Origin of the sequence: Pseudomonas sp. AU11447 (assembly GCF_001672555.2) — a bacterium.
In the GTDB taxonomy this organism is placed as follows: domain Bacteria; phylum Pseudomonadota; class Gammaproteobacteria; order Pseudomonadales; family Pseudomonadaceae; genus Pseudomonas; species Pseudomonas nitroreducens.
This window is the reverse complement of sequence record NZ_LZDG02000034.1, coordinates 63,906-81,292: the sequence shown is the minus strand read 5'-3', so window position 1 is coordinate 81,292 and position 17,387 is coordinate 63,906. Positions and strand designations below refer to the sequence as shown.

General features: G+C 66.9%; 20 protein-coding genes and 1 riboswitch. Of the genes, 5 read left to right on the top strand and 15 right to left on the bottom strand.

Features of this window, described 5'->3' with window-relative positions:
- Nucleotides 1–206 precede the first annotated feature (206 nt).
- Nucleotides 207–1,433, top strand: coding sequence for an alpha/beta fold hydrolase (locus A6723_RS10565; RefSeq protein ID WP_054906754.1), 1,227 nt, complete (start codon nt 207–209; stop codon nt 1,431–1,433).
- 295 nt (nt 1,434–1,728) lie between these two features.
- Here the strand turns inward: A6723_RS10565 and A6723_RS10560 are convergent, their stop codons facing one another.
- Nucleotides 1,729–2,583, bottom strand: coding sequence for a class I SAM-dependent methyltransferase (locus A6723_RS10560; protein ID WP_054906753.1), 855 nt, complete (start codon nt 2,581–2,583; stop codon nt 1,729–1,731).
- A gap of 63 nt (nt 2,584–2,646) precedes the next feature.
- Here A6723_RS10560 and A6723_RS10555 point away from each other — a divergent pair, with 63 nt between their 5' ends.
- Complete coding sequence (locus tag A6723_RS10555; RefSeq protein ID WP_054906752.1) at nt 2,647–3,366, top strand: DNA-3-methyladenine glycosylase; 720 nt, start codon at nt 2,647–2,649, stop codon at nt 3,364–3,366.
- Nucleotides 3,363–4,679: a bifunctional DedA family/phosphatase PAP2 family protein gene (locus A6723_RS10550; protein WP_054906751.1), complete on the top strand. Its 1,317-nt coding sequence runs from the start codon at nt 3,363–3,365 to the stop codon at nt 4,677–4,679. The genes A6723_RS10555 and A6723_RS10550 overlap by 4 nt, the downstream gene beginning before the upstream one ends.
- Nucleotides 4,680–4,686: 7 nt before the next feature.
- Here A6723_RS10550 and A6723_RS10545 read toward each other — a convergent pair whose 3' ends face one another.
- Entirely contained in the window at nt 4,687–5,601 is a 915-nt protein-coding gene (locus A6723_RS10545) for a LysR family transcriptional regulator (RefSeq protein WP_054906750.1), read from the bottom strand.
- A gap of 103 nt (nt 5,602–5,704) precedes the next feature.
- On the opposite strand from A6723_RS10545, the gene A6723_RS10540 reads away from it, so the two are divergent.
- Nucleotides 5,705–5,992: a putative quinol monooxygenase gene (locus A6723_RS10540; RefSeq protein ID WP_054906749.1), complete on the top strand. Its 288-nt coding sequence runs from the start codon at nt 5,705–5,707 to the stop codon at nt 5,990–5,992.
- Nucleotides 5,993–6,017: 25 nt separating this feature from the next.
- Nucleotides 6,018–7,031, top strand: coding sequence for a zinc-binding alcohol dehydrogenase family protein (locus A6723_RS10535; RefSeq protein WP_054906748.1), 1,014 nt, complete (start codon nt 6,018–6,020; stop codon nt 7,029–7,031).
- A gap of 189 nt (nt 7,032–7,220) precedes the next feature.
- Here the strand turns inward: A6723_RS10535 and A6723_RS10530 are convergent, their stop codons facing one another.
- From A6723_RS10530 to nrdR, 13 genes are all read right to left on the bottom strand, one after another.
- Nucleotides 7,221–8,027, bottom strand: coding sequence for a cobalamin-binding protein (locus A6723_RS10530; RefSeq protein WP_054906747.1), 807 nt, complete (start codon nt 8,025–8,027; stop codon nt 7,221–7,223).
- A complete protein-coding gene (locus A6723_RS10525) occupies nt 8,027–8,443 on the bottom strand; it encodes a hypothetical protein (protein ID WP_054906746.1) in 417 nt (138 codons plus the stop codon). Before A6723_RS10525 ends, A6723_RS10530 begins: the two co-directional genes overlap by 1 nt.
- Nucleotides 8,440–9,069, bottom strand: coding sequence for a GTP cyclohydrolase II (ribA, locus tag A6723_RS10520; protein WP_054906745.1), 630 nt, complete (start codon nt 9,067–9,069; stop codon nt 8,440–8,442). The genes A6723_RS10525 and ribA overlap by 4 nt, the downstream gene beginning before the upstream one ends.
- Before the next feature lie 121 nt (nt 9,070–9,190).
- On the bottom strand, nt 9,191–9,835 hold the full coding sequence (locus A6723_RS10515) for a TIGR02281 family clan AA aspartic protease (protein ID WP_054906744.1): 645 nt from the start codon (nt 9,833–9,835) through the stop codon (nt 9,191–9,193).
- Between the two features lie 4 nt (nt 9,836–9,839).
- Nucleotides 9,840–10,637, bottom strand: coding sequence for a transporter substrate-binding domain-containing protein (locus A6723_RS10510; RefSeq protein ID WP_082450442.1), 798 nt, complete (start codon nt 10,635–10,637; stop codon nt 9,840–9,842).
- 9 nt (nt 10,638–10,646) lie between these two features.
- Nucleotides 10,647–11,162: a phosphatidylglycerophosphatase A gene (locus tag A6723_RS10505; protein WP_054906743.1), complete on the bottom strand. Its 516-nt coding sequence runs from the start codon at nt 11,160–11,162 to the stop codon at nt 10,647–10,649.
- 2 nt (nt 11,163–11,164) lie between these two features.
- Nucleotides 11,165–12,124, bottom strand: coding sequence for a thiamine-phosphate kinase (thiL, locus tag A6723_RS10500; RefSeq protein ID WP_054906742.1), 960 nt, complete (start codon nt 12,122–12,124; stop codon nt 11,165–11,167).
- 147 nt (nt 12,125–12,271) lie between these two features.
- On the bottom strand, nt 12,272–12,751 hold the full coding sequence (nusB, locus tag A6723_RS10495) for a transcription antitermination factor NusB (RefSeq protein ID WP_024764009.1): 480 nt from the start codon (nt 12,749–12,751) through the stop codon (nt 12,272–12,274).
- Nucleotides 12,748–13,224: a 6,7-dimethyl-8-ribityllumazine synthase gene (ribE, locus tag A6723_RS10490; RefSeq protein ID WP_015475395.1), complete on the bottom strand. Its 477-nt coding sequence runs from the start codon at nt 13,222–13,224 to the stop codon at nt 12,748–12,750. Before ribE ends, nusB begins: the two co-directional genes overlap by 4 nt.
- Before the next feature lie 230 nt (nt 13,225–13,454).
- The gene (ribBA, locus tag A6723_RS10485; protein ID WP_054906741.1) at nt 13,455–14,561 is read right to left on the bottom strand and encodes a bifunctional 3,4-dihydroxy-2-butanone-4-phosphate synthase/GTP cyclohydrolase II; all 1,107 of its coding nucleotides are present in this window, start codon (nt 14,559–14,561) and stop codon (nt 13,455–13,457) included.
- Between the two features lie 16 nt (nt 14,562–14,577).
- Entirely contained in the window at nt 14,578–15,246 is a 669-nt protein-coding gene (locus tag A6723_RS10480; protein ID WP_024764011.1) for a riboflavin synthase, read from the bottom strand.
- Nucleotides 15,247–15,401: 155 nt separating this feature from the next.
- A riboswitch (FMN riboswitch) is annotated at nt 15,402–15,564 on the bottom strand.
- A gap of 122 nt (nt 15,565–15,686) precedes the next feature.
- Nucleotides 15,687–16,805, bottom strand: coding sequence for a bifunctional diaminohydroxyphosphoribosylaminopyrimidine deaminase/5-amino-6-(5-phosphoribosylamino)uracil reductase RibD (ribD, locus tag A6723_RS10475; protein WP_139092949.1), 1,119 nt, complete (start codon nt 16,803–16,805; stop codon nt 15,687–15,689).
- Nucleotides 16,802–17,266, bottom strand: coding sequence for a transcriptional regulator NrdR (gene nrdR, locus A6723_RS10470; protein WP_024764012.1), 465 nt, complete (start codon nt 17,264–17,266; stop codon nt 16,802–16,804). The genes ribD and nrdR overlap by 4 nt, the downstream gene beginning before the upstream one ends.
- Between the last annotated feature and the right edge of the window lie 121 nt (nt 17,267–17,387).

The window sequence follows — 17,387 nt, the reverse complement described above, 5'->3', positions numbered from 1 at the left end:
GCCCACCCGCCCCACGCCCCGCCCCATCGGCGAAACGGTGACATTCGCAGGCCCCCAGGCCCCATCCGCCGCCCGAAGGTTGGGTAACCAAATTCGTATCGGCTGGTTACCTTGCAAGCATGGCTAATTGCCCCCGCAGTGCTCGCATGCCAGGGACTCACGCCAGGGAAGAACAACAAGAGGCGGCCCACCGCCGGAGAACTGCCATGCGCTATCGCACCGATTACAGCGCCCAGGCCCTGACCGCCGCCCCGGCGGTGCTGGAACTGGACGGTTGGCAACTGCACTACCAGGCCTTTTCCTCCAGGGAAGATGACACCCGCCCGCCGGTCCTGCTGCTGGGCGGCGCGTTCCAGAGCTTCCGATCCTTCGCCAGCGAGGTTTCCGAGCTGCTCGCCGGGCACCCGGTGATCCTCCTCGACCTGCCCAGTCAAGGCGGCAACCTGCAACTGGCGCCCCAGCTGAGCCTGGAAGACCTGGCCGACCTCATCGCCGCTTTCGCCGAAACCCTGCAATTGCCGCCTCTGATGCCGATCGGGTTGTCCTACGGCTCGGCGCTGGCCGCGCTGTTCGCCGCCCGCCACCCGGCGCGCTGTGGTCGCCTGCTGCTGGCCGGCATCACCGCCTTCGGCCGACCCGGCGCCCGCGCCCTGCTGGTTGAAGCCCTGGCGCGCCTGGAGCTGGGCGAGCAGGAACCCTTCGCCCATGGCGTGCTGACCGGCCTGATCAATCCATTGCGCCTGGGCGATACCGGTGTATCCCCGGTGTTCCGCAAGGCCCTGTTGCGCCAGCTGCAGCGCCTGACCCCAGCGGAAATCGAACGCTACCGGCAGAACAGCCAGCGCCTGCTGGCCTTCGGCGGCTTCGACCGTCACCCGCAATGCCCGACCCTGGTGCTGGCCGGCGAGTACGACCATTTCACCCAGCCGTGGGAACACGCCGAGTTCGCCCACGCCTGCGCCGACGCCGAGTTCGCGCTGATCCACGACGCCGACCACCTGGCCCAGTTCGAACGCCGCGATGCCTGTGCGCGGCTTTACAACCCGTTCCTGCTCGGCGAGCCACTGCCACGCAGCGCCGCCGGCAGCACGCGCTTCCTGCGCCAGCAGCTGCTGCACCTGGAGCGCCGCTTCGAGGCGCGCCTGGCACCGGCCGATCAACGCGCGGTACTGCGCAACAGCGAGGGCGGCGAATGGCGCTGCGAACTGGCGGAGCTGGGCTATTTCGGTGGCCTGATCCGCGTCGAGCTGCCGGCGGATCGCCCTGCGCGCGGCTGGAAGCTGGCCGCCGCCGGTTTGCCTGAGCTGGATATCCTGCCGTTACGCTACAGCGGCGACGGCCTGGCGTTCATCTTCGCCCACGGCGACCCACAGGCCAGCGCCGCGCTGGCGGCGATGGTGGTGCCGATGCAGCAGGGGGCGTGTGCGGCTTGATGGTTTGAATGTGGCGATTTCGGAGGCCGGGCTCTTCCCTCTCCCAGAAGGGTGAGGGGACTGGAACGGCATCATGCGAAACGTCAGATGCGCAGGCCGGCACCGAATGACTCCCTCTCCCCGTGGGAGAGGGCTGGGGTGAGGGGAAGCGCGGGCACAAGCGTCCTGCATTGATATTGTTCGCGAGCAAGCTCGCTCCTACATGCCCCCGAATAAGCCGCGGCTGCTCTTCGTAGGACCGAGAGGGAAGCCTAGTTCTTGCTCGCGAACCGCTCAGCCCCGAACAGTCCCGAACCTAAAGCCGCGCCTCGATCACCCGCACCAGACTCGGCATCCGCCCTTTCGGCAAGCCCAGCCCCACCCCATCCACCTGCGGATCGAGCACGCCCACCCGGCCAAACCCGCAACCAACGAACGCCTGCTCGATTTCCGCCGCGCTGCGGTAATGCAGCGGATAGCCACCCCGCGTCAGCTTGCCGATCAGCCCGACGCCCCAACGAATCTGCCGGTAGCGCGGGTGCTCGCGCAGGTCGGGATAGAGCTCGGTCAGGTAGGTCGCCTCGGGGAAGCGCCGCAGGGCCACGGCCAATCGACGCCAGAACCCCTCGATCACCGGGCGCTGGAAGTAATTCACCAGCCCTTCGGTAATCACCACCACGGGGCGCTCAGGGTCCAGTTCGGAGAGCAACGCGGCGAGGCTCTGCTCGCCGTCTTCGGCAAGGATATCCACAGCACGCACGCGGTGCTTGCCGTCCAGCCAGCCCTGCTCCTGCAGCAGCGCAGACTTGCGCGCGGCCATGGGCGGCAGGTCGGCTTCCAGGTAGGTCAGCTGGGGATAGCGCTGACGGAAACGCCGGCCTCGGGGCGACAAGCCACAGGCGATCTCGACCACCTGGGAAACGCCGCGCGACTCGATGGCCTGGGTCAGCCGGGCATCGATCAGCAGGTGACGTTGTAACAGGAAGTCTTCGATATTCAGCCCGAAGCCGACCCGCGCACCCCAGTTGATCGGCGCCACGCAACCGTGCACCCAGCGGCCGAACGCCGTTGCGAAGGCCGGATCGGCAAGCTGGTGGCGATACCAGACGTAACCGGTGTAGTGCGCGCTGGGGGTAATGTGGGCGCTGTCGGCCCGGATCCGTTCAGCCATGCTTAAGAATCTTGTTGTTATGATTCCCCAGCCTAAGACCGGCCCGAGAACCGCGACAATCCGATGCCCGCCGAACCCAACCTAAGTTTGCCCTGGCCAGGGGCCAATCCCCTGCCGGACGCCTTCTTCAATCGCGATGCCCTGACCGTCGCCCGCGAACTGCTGGGCAAGGTGATCCGCCATCGGGTCGGCGACCTGTGGCTCTCCGCGCGAATCATCGAGACCGAGGCCTATTACCTGGCCGAGAAAGGCAGCCACGCATCGCTGGGCTACACCGAAAAGCGCAAGGCGCTGTTCCTCGATGGCGGGCACATCTACATGTATTACGCGCGCGGCGGCGACTCGCTGAACTTCAGCGCCGGCGGCGCCGGCAATGCCGTACTGATCAAGTCCGGGCACCCCTGGATGGACCGCATCTCCAGTGACGAATCACTGGCCGCCATGCGCCGGCTCAACCCCGCCGCCGACGGCAGCGAGCGCCCGCTGGGCAAGCTGTGCAACGGCCAGACACTGCTCTGCCGCGCGATGGGCCTGAAAGTGCCGGACTGGGACGCCCAGCGCTTCGACCCGCAGCGCCTGTTCGTAGACGATATCGGCGAAACGCCGTCGCACGTTATCCAGGCCGCGCGCCTGGGCATTCCCCACGGCCGCGACGAGCACCTGCAGTACCGTTTCGTCGATGCCACCTTCGCGCCCTTCTGCACGCGCAACCCACTGCGCCGCGGACAGGTCGAAGGCCATGACTACCACCTGCTCGGAACCCAGGACGCCACCTTCCGATGATCGATCTCGCCGCCTTCAACACCTGGATGGCCACCCATCCGCAATGGCTCGCCCTGGTCCTGTTCCTGGTCGCCTTCCTGGAATGCGCCGCCATCATCGGCATCATCCTGCCCGGCGTGGTGATGCTCTTCGCCATCGCCGTGCTGGCCGGCAGCGGCGCCCTGGGGCTGGGGGAAACCCTGGCATTGGCGTTCTTCGGCGGCCTGCTCGGTGACCTGTCGTCCTACTGGATCGGCCGCCACTTCCACCAGGACATCCGCCGCCTGCCAGTGCTGCGCCACCACCCGGAATGGATTGCCAGCGCGGAAGGGTTCTTCCACCGCTATGGCGTGGCGAGCCTGCTGGTGGGCCGCTTCATCGGCGCGCTGCGCCCGTTCCTGCCGATGGTTGCGGGCATGCTGGACATGCCGTTCGGCCGCTTCGTCAGCGTTTCCATCATCGCCGCCGCCGGCTGGTCCATCGCCTACCTGGTGCCGGGCTGGGCCACCGGTGCGGCCATGCGCCTGCCGTTGCCCGAAGGCTTCTGGCCGGAGGCCGGTGTGGTTGCCGCGTGCATCGCCGTGGTGTTCGCCCTAGTGATCCACGCCGAGCTGCGCAAGGAGCGCAATGCTCCGCTGATCGGCGCCGTCGGCTGCTTCGTACTGCTGTTCGCCATGCTGATCGGCTGGCCGCATCTGGACGCTCTGGACAAGGGCCTGATGGCGCTGGTGCAGGAACACCGCCACGCGTGGCTGGACCATGTGATGGTGGCTGTCACCCGCGTTGGCGACTTCCGCACCCAGTTCATCGCCGGCGCGCTGCTGGCGATACTGCTGGCCGCCCTGCGGCTGTGGCGCCACGCCTTCTTCGCCGCCGGCACCATGGTCGGCACCGCGCTGCTCAACACTGCGCTCAAGCACCTCTTCGGCCGTGCCCGGCCCGAGGTGATCGCCGATCCGCTGTCCGCCTTCAGCATGCCCAGCGGCCACAGCTCGGCGTCCTTCGCCTTCTTCCTGGTACTCGGGGTGCTGGCCAGTCGGGAGAAATCCCCGCGGGTGCGCCTGACCTGGATGCTGCTGGCGGTGATTCCGGCGGCGAGCATTGCGCTGTCCCGCGTCTACCTGGGCGCCCACTGGCCCAGCGACATCATCGCCGGCGCCCTGCTCGGCGCGGCGGTGTGCGCCGCCAGCCTGTGGATAAGTCAGCGACGCATCGAGCTGCCAGCCCTGGCCCCGCGCATCTGGTGGAGCCTGTTGCCGACCGCCATGGTGCTGCTGGCGGTAGCCAGCGCCTGGGGGCTGTCGTCGGCCATTCACCGCTACACGCCGCTCTGACCCGGCTTCAGGCCCAGGGGCGCTCGCGCATCAGTTCGGCGCAGCGCAACTGGACGAACTCGCGCAGCTGGGTCACCGCCCGGCTGAGCTGCGCGCGGTGGGTGCAGAACAGGTTCATCGGCGTGGCTTCGCCCAGGTAATCCACCAACGCCACCTCCAGCCGGCCGGCACGCACATCGGCCGCCACGTCCAACCAGGACTTGTACACCAGCCCCTGCCCCGCCACGGCCCAGCGCCGTACCACATCGGCGTCGTCACAGAGACGATCGCCGCGCACCGTCACCTCGTGTTGCTTGCGGCTGTCGCTGAAGCGCCAGCGCTCGTGGGCCCGGCCGCCCAGCATGTACAGCAGGCAGTTGTGCTTTTGCAGCTCGTCCGGGTGCTGCGGCTTGCCGTGGCGAGCGAAGTACTCGGGCGCGGCGCAGAGCACCCGGCGGTTGTCCGGGGCCAGCGGAAGCGCGACAAGGTTCGAGTCCCCCGGCAACCCCAGGCGGAAAGCCACGTCCACCGGTTGCCGGTAGAGATCGGCCTGACGGTCGCTGATCAGCAGGCGCAGGTTCATGCGCGGGTGCAGCGCCTGGAATTCGTCCAGCCAGGGCAGCAGCACATTGCGGCCGAAATCCGAGGGCGCCGAGACCTGGAAGTTGCCGGCGATCTCGCTCTTGCCGCCAGCCAGCAACTGACGACCGTCATCCAGGCTCTGCAACGCAGCGCGGGCGTGGGCCAGGTACAGCTCACCCTCGGCGGTCAGGCGCAGGCTGCGGGTCGAGCGGGCGAACAGGCGCACGTCCAGCTCGCTTTCCAGGCGTTTGAGCGCGGCGCTGGCCACGGCTGGCGACAGCTCCAACTCTCGGGCAGCGGCGGAAAGGCTGCCGCGCTCAGCAGTGCGGACGAATATCTGCAGGTCGTCGAAGCGCAGCATTTTCAAAAATCCGTTGAAAGAGACTCTCTACTTACGCGGTTTTTCTTCCCGACGAAAGAGAGCAGCATGCCCTCACCTTCCCCGCCCAACTGGAGATACCCGGATGAGCCTGACCCTGATCGCCATCATTCGCGCCAAGCCCGGCCGCGCCGACAGCCTGCAGGAGCGCCTGCACGGCATGCTCGCGCCGTCCCGCGCCGAGGCCGGCTGCCTGCAGTACGACCTGCACCGCGATATCAAGGACGCCGATCTGATCTACATGATCGAGCAGTGGCGCGACGAGGATGCCCTGGCCGAGCACGAGGCCAGCCCGCACTTCCAGGCCTTTGTGAAGGCCGCCGAACCTGACCTGGCGGAACTCGATATCCGCCTGATGAACCGCATCGACTGACCGTTCAAAGCGAATAGGAATTCCCATGAAAGCCATCGGTTACACCCAGAGCCTGCCCAGCAGCGACGCCAACTCGCTGCTCGACATCCAGCAGCCCGAACCCACGCCCGGCCCGCGCGACCTGCTGGTGGAAGTGCGCGCCATCTCCGTCAACCCGGTGGACACCAAGGTGCGCCAGCGCGCACAGCCCGCCGAAGGCCAGCACAAGGTGCTCGGCTGGGACGCCAGCGGCGTGGTCCGCGCCGTGGGCAGCGAGGTCAGCCTGTTCAAGCCGGGCGACAAGGTCTGGTATGCCGGCGACCTGACCCGCCCCGGCAGCAACTCCGAACTGCAATTGGTGGACGAGCGCATCGTCGGCGCCATGCCCAAGAGCCTGGACTTCGCCCACGCCGCCGCCCTGCCGCTGACCACCATCACCGCCTGGGAACTGCTGTTCGACCGCCTGCAGGTAGCCGAAGGCAGCGCCAGCAAGGGCCAGAGCCTGCTGATCGTCGGCGCGGCCGGCGGCGTCGGATCGATCCTTACCCAACTGGCGCGCCAGCTCACCGGCATGACCGTGATCGGCACCGCCTCGCGCCCGGAAACCCAGGAATGGGTGCGCAACCTCGGCGCGCACCACGTGATCGACCACCGCAAGCCGCTGAGCGAAGAGCTCAAGCGCATCGGCATCGGCGAAGTCACCCACGTGGCCAGCCTGAACCAGACCGAGCAGCACCTGCCCGAAATCGTCGCCAGCCTGCGTCCGCAGGGCCGCCTGGCGCTGATCGACGACCCGGAGAACCTCGACGTGCGTCTGCTCAAGCAGAAGAGCCTGTCGCTGCACTGGGAGTTCATGTACACCCGCTCGATGTTCCAGACCGACGACATGATCGAGCAGCACAAGCTGCTGCAGCGCGTGGCCGGGCTGATTGACAGCGGCGTGCTGAAGACCACCCTGGGCGAGCACTTCGGCAAGATCGACGCCGCCAACCTGCGCCGCGCCCACGCGCTGCTGGAGAGCAACACGGCGAAGGGCAAGATCGTCCTGGAAGGGTTCTGACCTCAGGCGCCGATGGGCGTGGACGCAGGACGGATAACCCGTTCGGGGTTTTCCGCCCTGCGGTCTGCTCCTTGCCGCTGGGGACAGAGGTTCGCGAGCAAGAACTAGGCGTTCCCCTCGGTCCTACAAAGAGCGCACTGGTGCTTCCGGTTACCTGTAGGAGCGAGCTTGCTCGCGAACCCGGCCGACTCAGTCGTCGGCCTTGGCACCCGCGAGCAACCGGCAAAGCTTCTCGGTGGCATCGAGCATCGCGAAGCTCGGCTTCTCCAGGTTGCGATCCGGCACCACCCAGAGCTGCTGGAGCCGCGTAGCGCTGAGTTGCTGCATGCCGGTCCAGGTGCGCAGTTGATCGTCGCTGGCCGCCAGGATCACCTGAGGGTCACGCGCCAGCACCGCTTCCTGGCCAACCTGCGGGGCAGGCAGGTCGAGGTCGGCGAACAGGTTGCGGCCACCGCAGACTTCCAGCGCCTCGCTAATGATCTGCCGACCGCCGACGGTATAGAGCGGGCGGTCCCACACCTGGTAGAACACCCTGAGCGGCTGTTCGCGCCGGTACTGCGCACGCAACTGCGCCATTCGCACATCGAAGGCTTGCGCCAACGCGTGGCCCTTCTCCGCTTGCCCCAGGCGCTCGCCCATTTCGCGGAATTGCCGGGAGATATCTTCCAGATGGTGCGGATCGGCCACGTAGAGCGGAATGCCCACGGCCTTCAGGCGCTGCAACTGCGCATCAGGCACGGCGCCGGGCCAGACCAGCAGCAGGTCGGGCTGCAGGGCAAGAATCTGTTCGAGATTGACCTGCCCGTAGCGGCCGACGGACGGCAGGGCTTTCAACGATTGCGGACGCGGCCCGCCGTCGAGCAGGCCGGCCAGCCGGTCGGCGGCGCCCAGTTCGAGGACCATGTCGGTGAGCGAGGGCGCCAGGCTGACCACCCGCTCTGCCGCCGCCACCGGCAAACCGGCGAGCAGCAGGAGCAGGCAGAGGAAGCGGCGCATCAGGCCAGTTGGCGCGGCAGGCGATACAGCCAGAGGATGACCAGGCTGGCGAAGCCCAGCAGCAGGACCGGCACACCATGCAGGTCAACCAGCACCGCCAGGGCGCCGATCCACGCCGGGATGCTGCCCACCAGCGCACCACCGCGCTGCGCGGCACCCAGTGCCTGCCACGCCGCAGGCTCGTCCGCGCCATCGCGAGCCTTGCCGGTAGCGATCAGTGCGTGCTTGTAGCGACGGAACAACGGCAGGGTGAGGAACATCGACACCAGGCCGACGACGAACACCGGTGTGGCCAGCTTGTCCGAGAACGGCGCATCGCCTACCAGTGCCAGCATCAGGTGCTGCGGTGCCAGCGCGAGCGCCAGCAGCAGCCACCAGATCAGATTCAGCCGGCGCCGGGCAGCGGCGCGATTCACGACGCAGAGACCTCGGCCTCGGCTTCGCCCTGATGCATATTGCCCAGCATGTGACCCAGCTTGCCTGCCTTGGTCTGCAGGTAGCGCTTGTTGTGCGGGTTCAGGCCCTTGTGCAGCGGCACCCGCTCGGCGACGGTCAGGCCGTAGCCTTCCAGCGCCTTGACCTTGCGCGGATTGTTGGTCATCAGCTTCAGCGAGCAGACGCTCAGGTGCTGCAGCATCGGCAGGCACATGGCGTAGTCGCGCTGGTCGGCGCCGAAGCCCAGGGCCAGGTTGGCCTCCACGGTATCGGCGCCCTCATCCTGCAGGGCATAAGCGCGGATCTTGTTGATCAGGCCGATACCACGGCCTTCCTGGCGCAGGTACAGCAGCACGCCGCGGCCTTCCTTGGCGATGGCCGACAGTGCGCCCTCGAGCTGGAAACCGCAGTCGCAGCGCAGGCTGAACAGCGCATCGCCGGTGAGGCATTCGGAATGCAGACGCCCCAGCACCGGCTGGCCGTCATCGAGCTTGCCCATGGTCAGGGCGACGTGTTCCTTGCCGGTTTCCTCGTCGAGGAAGCCATGCATGGTGAATTCGCCAAAGGGGGTGGGCAGCTTGGAGGCGGCGACGAAAACGACAGACACCGGAAACTCCTGAAAGATTTATCTAAGGAAGGAGGACCGGCATTGTAGCAGCAGCGCCGGCCGCACCGTCATTGCGAATTCTGCAAGATAAGCATCGATGCGGTTGATAGAAGCCCCGCCGTCAGTGCTTGGCCTGGATGTACATGATGCCCTGCTCTTCCCGCCAGCCGACGCGGTTGAGGAAGCTCATGCCGAGGAGAATCTCGGTGGGATAATCACCTTGGACCACCGCCGCCTCGACGCCGAGCAACTCGATGCCGCCAAGCTTTACGCTGTTGAGCATCACCCGCCAGCTCTTGACGGTGCCACTGGCCGTGGAGGCCATCATCGGTGTACCGCTGGCGCGGTAATCGATCCCCAGGCGCCGGGCCTCGCCTTCGTTCATGGCGATAGAGGTGGCGCCGGTATCCACCAGGAACTGCGCGTTCTGGTTGTTGATGGTGCCCGCGACCCAATAGTGGCCGCCGGTGCCGCGGGCGATGCTCATCTCGGTGCGTGCTGAGGGCGCGGCATAGCCGCCGCTGTTGTACTCGCGGCTCAGCTCATAGGTCTGCTCTACCCCGCCCACGCGCAGCACCGCCTTGTGGCTGTCGGCGCTGACCACCTGCACGCCTTCGGGGCCGGTCTGGCCGACTTTCACCAGCTTGCGCTGGCCGTCGATATTGAGCACCGCGGCACCGGGGAACAAACCGACCACCTGTACCTGCGGGGCCGCCACGGCAGCGATGGAACACAGGGACAGGCAGATCAGGGCGGACAGGCGCATTCGATCACTCCTTGGGCGGCAGCAGTGGTTTCAGCGGGGCGTAGGGCCAGTGCCAGCGAGCAAAGATGCGCTCCAGCTCGCCGCTGCGGTAGAGCGCCTGCATGCGCGAATCATAGAGTTTCGCCAGCGCCCGCCCGCGGTCGTTGTTGGCGAAGCCAAGATACAGCGGAATCGAGCCGACATCGGTGATGTGGTAGACGCTGGCGTCGACACCCTTGGCCTCGATCATCTCTTCCAGCTCGGGGCGGGCATCGATGAAGTAGTCGATGCGGTGGCCATCGAGCATCGGCAGCGCGGAGCTGCGCCGCTGCAGTTCGTTGCGCTGCTTCAGGTGATCGAGATAGCGGTCGAAGGCGTAGCCGCGCATCCAGGCCAGGCGGTAGCTGTCGAGCGCGGCCAGGGTCGGCCTGGGGGAAGTGTTCAGGCCCAGCGCACCAATGGGGTCGACGTCGTAAGGCCAGTGCGGATAGATGATGTTGTCGATTTCGTTGCGGTAGGAGCCGACCCAGGCATCCGCCTCTGCGCGCTGCACCAGCCCGACCGAGCGGACGTAGGGCTCGCTGCGCAGTTTCAGGCGTACGCCTTCTGGCTCATAGATGGCCCGCAACAGGTCCCAGGCCAGGCCACGGCCGTCGGCCTGGGTGTAGTTGACCCAGACCTCGCTGGCCACCTGGATTTCCCCGGGAACACCAGCAAGCCTTTGGGCGGGCTTGTCAGCGGCCGCGGCCGGGGGCACAGCCATCGACAGGAACGCCACCGGCAGCCAGCACAGGCAGAGAAGCAGGCACAGCAGTCGGCGCATCGAACGTCCTCAGATCAGCCAGTGGGCCCAACCCCATGTCAGGCCTTGCATCACCAACCAGGCGAACACCCCGGCCAGTACATCGTCCAGCATGATGCCCACGCCACCGTGGACGTTGCGGTCCACCCAGCTGATCGGCCAGGGCTTGGCGATGTCGATGATGCGGAACACCACGAAGCCAACCAGCAGCCACCACCAGCCTTCCGGCACCAGCCAGAGGGTGATCCACATGCCGACCATCTCGTCCCAGACGATGCCTTCGTGATCGTGCACGCGCAGGTCGTCGGCGACCTTGCCGCACAGCCAGAAGCCGAACAGCATGGTGACGCCCAGCATCAGCCAGTAACCCCAGTCCGGCAGCATCTGCCAGAGTGGTATGAAGGGTAGCGCAACCAGCGAACCCCAGGTGCCCGGCGCCTTCGGCAGGGTGCCCGAGCCGAAGCCGAAGGCCAGGAAATGCCAGGGATTGCGCCATACCGAATGGGGCACGGGTTGGGCGGGGGCCTGGTTGGGGTGTTCTGTCACGGTCACTCCATGAAATGCAGGTAGCCGCCCTGACGCGGCGTGATATCGGCACCGTTGCCGTCGAGCACGCGTACGCCCGAACCGGCTTCCACCCTACCGACCACACACAGGGCCGGCCAGTTCGCCGCCAGTGCCGCCAGGTGCTCAGGCGGCAGCGTGAAGGCCAGGACATAGTCGTCGCCGGCGCCCAGCTTGAGTTGCAGCGCGCGCTCGGCGCCCAGCAAGGCTTCCAGCGCAGGACTGGGCGGCAGCTTGTCGGCTTCGACAATGAGCGCCACTGCCGAGGCGCGAGCGATATGCCCGCAGTCGGCCAGCAGCCCATCGGAAATATCCAGCGCCGCCGTTGCCTTGCCACGCAGCGCCTGGCCGAAGTCCAGTTGCGGTTGCGGCGACCAGTAGCGCGCCAGCAGCGGCTCGGCGACGGACGGCTCGGCGGTCATCTCGCCGAGCACCAGCGGCAATGCCCCGCCCGCCTCGCCCAACAGGCCGCCGACACAAAGCAGGTCGCCGGGACGCGCGCCGGAGCGGGTCAGCGCCTGTCCGGCGGGCACGCCGCCGAACACGGTGACGGTCATCGCCAGCGGGCCGCGGGTGGTATCGCCACCGATCAGTGCCAGCGAGCACTCCTGCGCCTTCTGGTTCAAGCCACGGGCAAAGCCTTCCAGCCAGGCCGGATCGGCCTCGGGCAGGGTCAGTGCAAGGGTGAAACCGATAGGCGAGGCGCCCATGGCCGCCAGGTCGCTGGCAGACACCGCCAGGGCACGCTGGCCGAGCAGGAAGGGATCGCAGACGGTGGGAAAATGCACACCGACGACGAGTGTGTCGGTGGAAATCGCCAGCTGTTCGCCGGCGCGGGGCACCAGGAGCGCGCAGTCGTCGCCGATCCCCAGGGCCACTGCCTCGCCGCCGGCCGCACAGGCGGCCGAGGCGAAGTAGCGACGGATCAGCTCGAACTCACCCATGCTCAGAACCTGTTCAGGATCTGTAGCGAGAGGCCGTCAGCGGAGCGAAGAGCAGCACAGGAACCGGAGTTTATGAGCCATAAATGAGGCTTCCGAGCAGCGCATGAGCTCCGATCACGGTCTCGCAGTAGGATCATGGGCAGGTTCTCAGCGCTTGGCGCCCCGAAGTTCGGCGGCGCGCAGGCGCGGAGCGAGCTTGTCCAGCACGCCGTTGACGAACTTGTGTCCGTCAGTGGCGCCGAAGGTCTTGGCCAGCTCGATGCCTTCGTTGATGACGACCTTGTACGGCACGTCCAGGCGATTGCGCAGCTCGTAGGTGGCCAGGCGCAGGATGGCCAGTTCCACCGGGTCGATCTCTTCCAGCGCACGGTCCAGGCAAGGCGTGAATTCCTCGTCCAGATCGGTCTTCAGGCGCGGCACGCCGTGCAGGATCTCGTGGAAGTAGGCGCCGTCGACATCGCTGAAATCGTTGTCGGTACGGAAGGTCGCCTCGATCTCGTTGAGCGGCTGGCCAGCCATCTGCCAGGAATACAGAGCCTGCACCGCGAGGCTGCGGGCCTTGCGACGCATGGCGATCTTGTTCGGCTTGGCGGGCTTGGCCGGGGTGTTGCCGTCCTGGGTGCTCACTTGGCCTCCAGCTGCGACAGCAGGCTCACCATTTCCAAGGCGGACAGGGCTGCCTCGGCGCCTTTGTTGCCGGCCTTGGTGCCGGAGCGCTCGATGGCTTGTTCGATGGAGTCGACAGTCAGCACGCCGAAGGCGACCGGCACGCCGAACTGCAGGGAAACCTGCGCCAGGCCCTTGGTGCACTCACCGGCAACGTATTCAAAGTGCGGGGTACCGCCACGGATCACCGCACCGAGGGCGATGATGGCGTCAAACTCGCCGCGCTGGGCAACTTTCTGCGCCACCAGCGGGATTTCGAAGGCGCCCGGAGCACGGATCACGGTGATGTCGCTCTGGGCAACGCCGTGGCGCACCAGCGCGTCAATGGCGCCTTCCACCAGGCTTTCCACCACGAAGCTGTTGAAGCGGCCAACCACCAGGGCGAAGCGGCCTTTGGGGGCGATGAAGGTACCTTCGATGGTCTTCAGGGTCATGGGCAAGTCTCACTGTTAAAGAGCCGGAGCGTCAGCGTGACGCTCCGCAAATAGGGTAGAAGAACGGCACCGCCGTGCCAGGGCACGGCGGCGAGGTTCATTCGGGTAGTCCTGAGCGCGTCGCGAGCGCAGGTCGGGCAAGGCGGAAGTCGCCGAAAAAGCGCAGTTTACTGAAGTAAATGAGCATTTTGAGGCGGCTTCCAACGCGGCCTGACCAAGCGCAGCAGCGATCAGGGCTGCCCGTCAGCGGGCAGATATTCTACTACTTCCAGGTCGAAACCGGATATCGCATTGAAGCGCATCGGTGCCGACATCAGGCGCATCTTGCGCACGCCCAGGTCACGCAGGATCTGCGAACCGGCACCCACGGTGCTGTAGGTGGTGGTCGGCTTCTGCGCGGGCGCCGGGGTATTGGTGATCTCGCGGACGTGCGCCAGCAGGTCATCGCCGCCAACCTGGTGGCCCAGCAGCAGGACCACGCCGGTGCCGGCCTCGGCTACCTTGGCCATGGCCGCACGCAGGCTCCAGCGGCCCGCCTGGTTGACCATCAGCAGGTCGCGCAGCGGGTCGGGGTTGTGCACACGCACCAGGGTCGGTTCTTCCGCGCAGACCTTGCCCAGGGTCAGCGCCAGGTGCACATCGCCTTCCACGGAGTCGCGGTAGGTGATCAGGTTGAACTGGCCCAGCTCGGTATCCAGCGGCTGCTCGGCGAGGCGCTCGACGGTGCGCTCGTGGATCAGGCGGTAGTGGATCAGGTCGGCGATGGTGCCGATCTTGATGTCGTGCTGCTTGGCGAACTCTTCCAGTTCCGGGCGACGGGCCATGGTGCCGTCGTCGTTCATGATCTCGCAGATCACCCCGGACGGCTCGAAGCCGGCCATGCGCGCCAGGTCGCAGGCGGCTTCGGTGTGGCCGGCGCGAGCCAGCACGCCACCGGGCTGGGACATCAGCGGGAAGATGTGGCCGGGGCTGACGATATCGGCAGCGACGGCGTTCTTCGCAGCGGCAGCCTGCACGGTGCGGGCGCGGTCGGCGGCGGAGATGCCGGTGGTGACGCCTTCGGCGGCCTCGATGGAGACGGTGAACTTGGTGCCGAAGCCGGAACCGTTGCGCTGCACCATCAGCGGGAGCCCCAAGCGCTCGCAGCGCTCACGGGTCATCGGCATGCAGATCAGGCCGCGGGCAAAGCGGGCCATGAAGTTGATGTCTTCGGTGCGGACACACTCGGAGGCGATGATCAGGTCGCCCTCGTTCTCGCGGTCCTCGTCATCCATGAGGATGACCATCTTGCCCTGACGCATGTCGTCGAGCAGTTCTTCAATGCTGTTGAGTGCCATACGGGGACGAGCCTTTTCAGTGTTTCAGGAAGCCGTTGTCGGCCAGGAATGCTTCGGTGATGCCGCCGGCGCCGGCGCTGGGTTCAGCCGCCTTGTCGCCGAGCAGCAGACGCTCCAGGTAGCGCGCCAGCAGGTCCACTTCGAGGTTGACCAGGCGGCCACCGCGGTAGTCGGCCATGATCGTCTCCTGCACGGTGTGCGGGACGATGGTCAGCTCGAACTCGGCGCCGTTGACCGCGTTCACCGTCAGGCTGGTGCCGTCCACGGTGATCGAGCCCTTGAGCGCGATGTACTTGGCCAGCTCGCGCGGTGCGCGCACGGTGAACTGGATCGCGCGGGCGTTTTCCTCGCGTTTGACGATCTCGCCGACGCCGTCGACGTGGCCGCTGACCAGGTGGCCGCCCAGGCGGGTGGTCGGGGTCAGGGCCTTTTCCAGGTTCACCCGGCTGCCAATCTTGAGCTGCGCGAACGCGGTGCGCGCCAGGGTCTCGCGGCTGACGTCGGCCCAGAAGCCGTCGCCGGGTAGCTCGACGGCAGTCAGGCAGATGCCGTTGACGGCGATGCTGTCGCCCAACTTGACGTCGCCGAGGTCGAGCTTGCCGGTCTTCACGTACAGGCGCACGTCACCGCCTTTCGGGGTGATGGATGCGATGGTTCCGATGGATTCGATTATGCCGGTGAACATGTTGCCTCCCACACGGAGAAGGCAGCCGGCCGACAGGCCCGCGAAGCCAACAGGGAAAGGTATTGCATGAGGCGAACTCCTGTTTTTCGTTAGAAAACAGGGCGTATCGGATCGAAGGGACTTCTCGGACGCGCGCAGGCACGCCCCGATGGCTATCCCGTTCTCTCTTCATCCGGACTATGACCGTCGGCCCCGGAATCACACCGGGTCTGCTGACCCTGGCCATCCGGCGAACCGGTCTGGACAGGCGCTCGCGGGCTAGACGCATTGCGCGTCATTACCGCCGGTGGGGACTTGCACCCCGCCCTGAGAACGTCAATCGCGGTCGTTACAGCGTCGACCGCGTGTGGCGTTTTACCACAGGCCGGCGCAAGTCGGAAGCTTCCTATTGATCACTGCGCGTCCGCCGACTGGCCGGCGAGGGCTACGCCGGCGCGCCATCACAGCGGTCTGGCGGTGACCAGCCAGTCGTCACCCACGGCACGGATGTCGACGATCTTCAGCTCGCGGGATTCGCTCATGCGCTCCAGCGGCAACTCCAGCAGCGGCCTCGCGGAGGAACCGAGCAGCTTGGGCGCCATGAAGATGTTGTACTCGTCCACCAACCCGAGGCGAGCGAAGGCGCCGGCCAGCCGTGGCCCGGCTTCCACCAGCACTTCGTTGACGCCACGGCGGCCGAGCTCGCTCAGCAGTGCCAGCAGGTCGACCTGGCCGTCGAGGCCGGCAAGGTTGAGCAGTTCGTGGCCGACCACCGCGTAGTTCGGGTCGTCCTGGGTGCTCACCACCAGCGTCGGACCGGCCTGGAAGAAAGTAGCGGTCAGCGGCACCCGCAGGCGCCCGTCGATCAGCACGCGCAGCGGCTGGCGCTGCGAGGCCAGCTCGGTCTGCTCGGCGTCCAGGCCCAACTCATCCGGGCGTACGGTCAGACGGGCGTCGTCGGTCAGCACGGTATCGGCGCCGGAGAGCACCACACTGGCCTGCGCGCGCAGGCGCTGCACGGCGCGGCGCGCGGCCGGGCCGGTGATCCACTGGCTCTCGCCACTGGCCATGGCGGTGCGGCCGTCCAGGCTCATCGCCAGCTTCACGCGGACGAAGGGCAGGCCGGTCTCCATGCGCTTGAGGAAGCCCTGGTTGAGGGCGCGGGCTTCGTTTTCCAGCACGCCGGAGCGCACCTCGATACCGGCTTCGGCAATGCGCCGCATGCCGCTGCCCGCGACCTGCGGGTTCGGGTCCTGCATGGCCGCGACCACGCGGGCGAGGCCGGCGCTGATCAAGGCGTCGGCGCAGGGCGGCGTACGACCGAAGTGGCTGCAGGGCTCCAGGGTGACGTAGGCGGTGGCGCCACGGGCCTTGTCGCCGGCCTGGCGCAGGGCGTGGACCTCGGCGTGAGGCTCGCCGGCGCGCACATGCCAGCCTTCGCCGACGACTTCGCCATCGTGGACGATGACGCAGCCGACGCGAGGGTTGGGATGGGTCGTGTACCAGCCCTTGCGGGCCAGCTCGATGGCGCGGGCCATCCAGGCTTCATCCGGGCAGTTCACGGAATCGACGCCGCTCATTCTTTCGCCGGCTCCCGGGCCAGGCGCTCGATTTCCTCGCGGAACTCGTTGAGGTCCTGGAAGCGGCGGTAGACCGAGGCGAAGCGGATGTAGGCGACTTCATCGAGCTTCTGCAGCTCGGCCATCACCAGCTCGCCCAGCACCCGCGACTTGATCTCGCGCTCGCCGGTGGCGCGCAGCTTGTGCTTGATGTGCGCCAGCGCCTCTTCCAGCCGCTCGATGCTCACCGGGCGCTTCTCCAGCGCGCGCTGCATGCCGGCGCGCAGCTTGTCCTCGTCGAAGGGCTGGCGGCTGCCGTCCTGCTTGATCAGGCGCGGCATGACCAGCTCGGCGGTCTCGAAGGTGGTGAAACGCTCGCCGCAGGCCAGGCACTCGCGGCGCCGGCGGACCTGGTCGCCCTCGGCGACCAGGCGCGAATCGATGACTTTGGTGTCGTGGGCGCCGCAGAAAGGACAATGCATGGCGAGTCTTGGGCAGTCTTGTCGGAGGAAGAGGTAAGGGGCCATGGTAGCGCATCGCCTGGCTGAAGAAACCCTGCTCCCCGCAGACAAGCCGCAGGCATTACGCTATATAAGCGCCCGC

Bases quoted from the DNA above. Each gene is read 5' to 3' on its own strand.
- A6723_RS10565 (WP_054906754.1), top strand. From the start codon at position 207: ATGCGCTATCGCACCGATTACAGCGCCCAGGCCCTGACCGCCGCCCCG.
- A6723_RS10560 (WP_054906753.1), bottom strand. From the start codon at position 2,583: ATGGCTGAACGGATCCGGGCCGACAGCGCCCACATTACCCCCAGCGCG.
- A6723_RS10555 (WP_054906752.1), top strand. From the start codon at position 2,647: ATGCCCGCCGAACCCAACCTAAGTTTGCCCTGGCCAGGGGCCAATCCC.
- A6723_RS10550 (WP_054906751.1), top strand. From the start codon at position 3,363: ATGATCGATCTCGCCGCCTTCAACACCTGGATGGCCACCCATCCGCAA.
- A6723_RS10545 (WP_054906750.1), bottom strand. From the start codon at position 5,601: ATGCTGCGCTTCGACGACCTGCAGATATTCGTCCGCACTGCTGAGCGC.
- A6723_RS10540 (WP_054906749.1), top strand. From the start codon at position 5,705: ATGAGCCTGACCCTGATCGCCATCATTCGCGCCAAGCCCGGCCGCGCC.
- A6723_RS10535 (WP_054906748.1), top strand. From the start codon at position 6,018: ATGAAAGCCATCGGTTACACCCAGAGCCTGCCCAGCAGCGACGCCAAC.
- A6723_RS10530 (WP_054906747.1), bottom strand. From the start codon at position 8,027: ATGCGCCGCTTCCTCTGCCTGCTCCTGCTGCTCGCCGGTTTGCCGGTG.
- A6723_RS10515 (WP_054906744.1), bottom strand. From the start codon at position 9,835: ATGCGCCTGTCCGCCCTGATCTGCCTGTCCCTGTGTTCCATCGCTGCC.
- A6723_RS10510 (WP_082450442.1), bottom strand. From the start codon at position 10,637: ATGCGCCGACTGCTGTGCCTGCTTCTCTGCCTGTGCTGGCTGCCGGTG.
- thiL (WP_054906742.1), bottom strand. From the start codon at position 12,124: ATGGGTGAGTTCGAGCTGATCCGTCGCTACTTCGCCTCGGCCGCCTGT.
- ribE (WP_015475395.1), bottom strand. From the start codon at position 13,224: ATGACCCTGAAGACCATCGAAGGTACCTTCATCGCCCCCAAAGGCCGC.
- ribBA (WP_054906741.1), bottom strand. From the start codon at position 14,561: ATGGCACTCAACAGCATTGAAGAACTGCTCGACGACATGCGTCAGGGC.
- A6723_RS10480 (WP_024764011.1), bottom strand. From the start codon at position 15,246: ATGTTCACCGGCATAATCGAATCCATCGGAACCATCGCATCCATCACC.
- ribD (WP_139092949.1), bottom strand. From the start codon at position 16,805: ATGAGCGGCGTCGATTCCGTGAACTGCCCGGATGAAGCCTGGATGGCC.
- nrdR (WP_024764012.1), bottom strand. From the start codon at position 17,266: ATGCATTGTCCTTTCTGCGGCGCCCACGACACCAAAGTCATCGATTCG.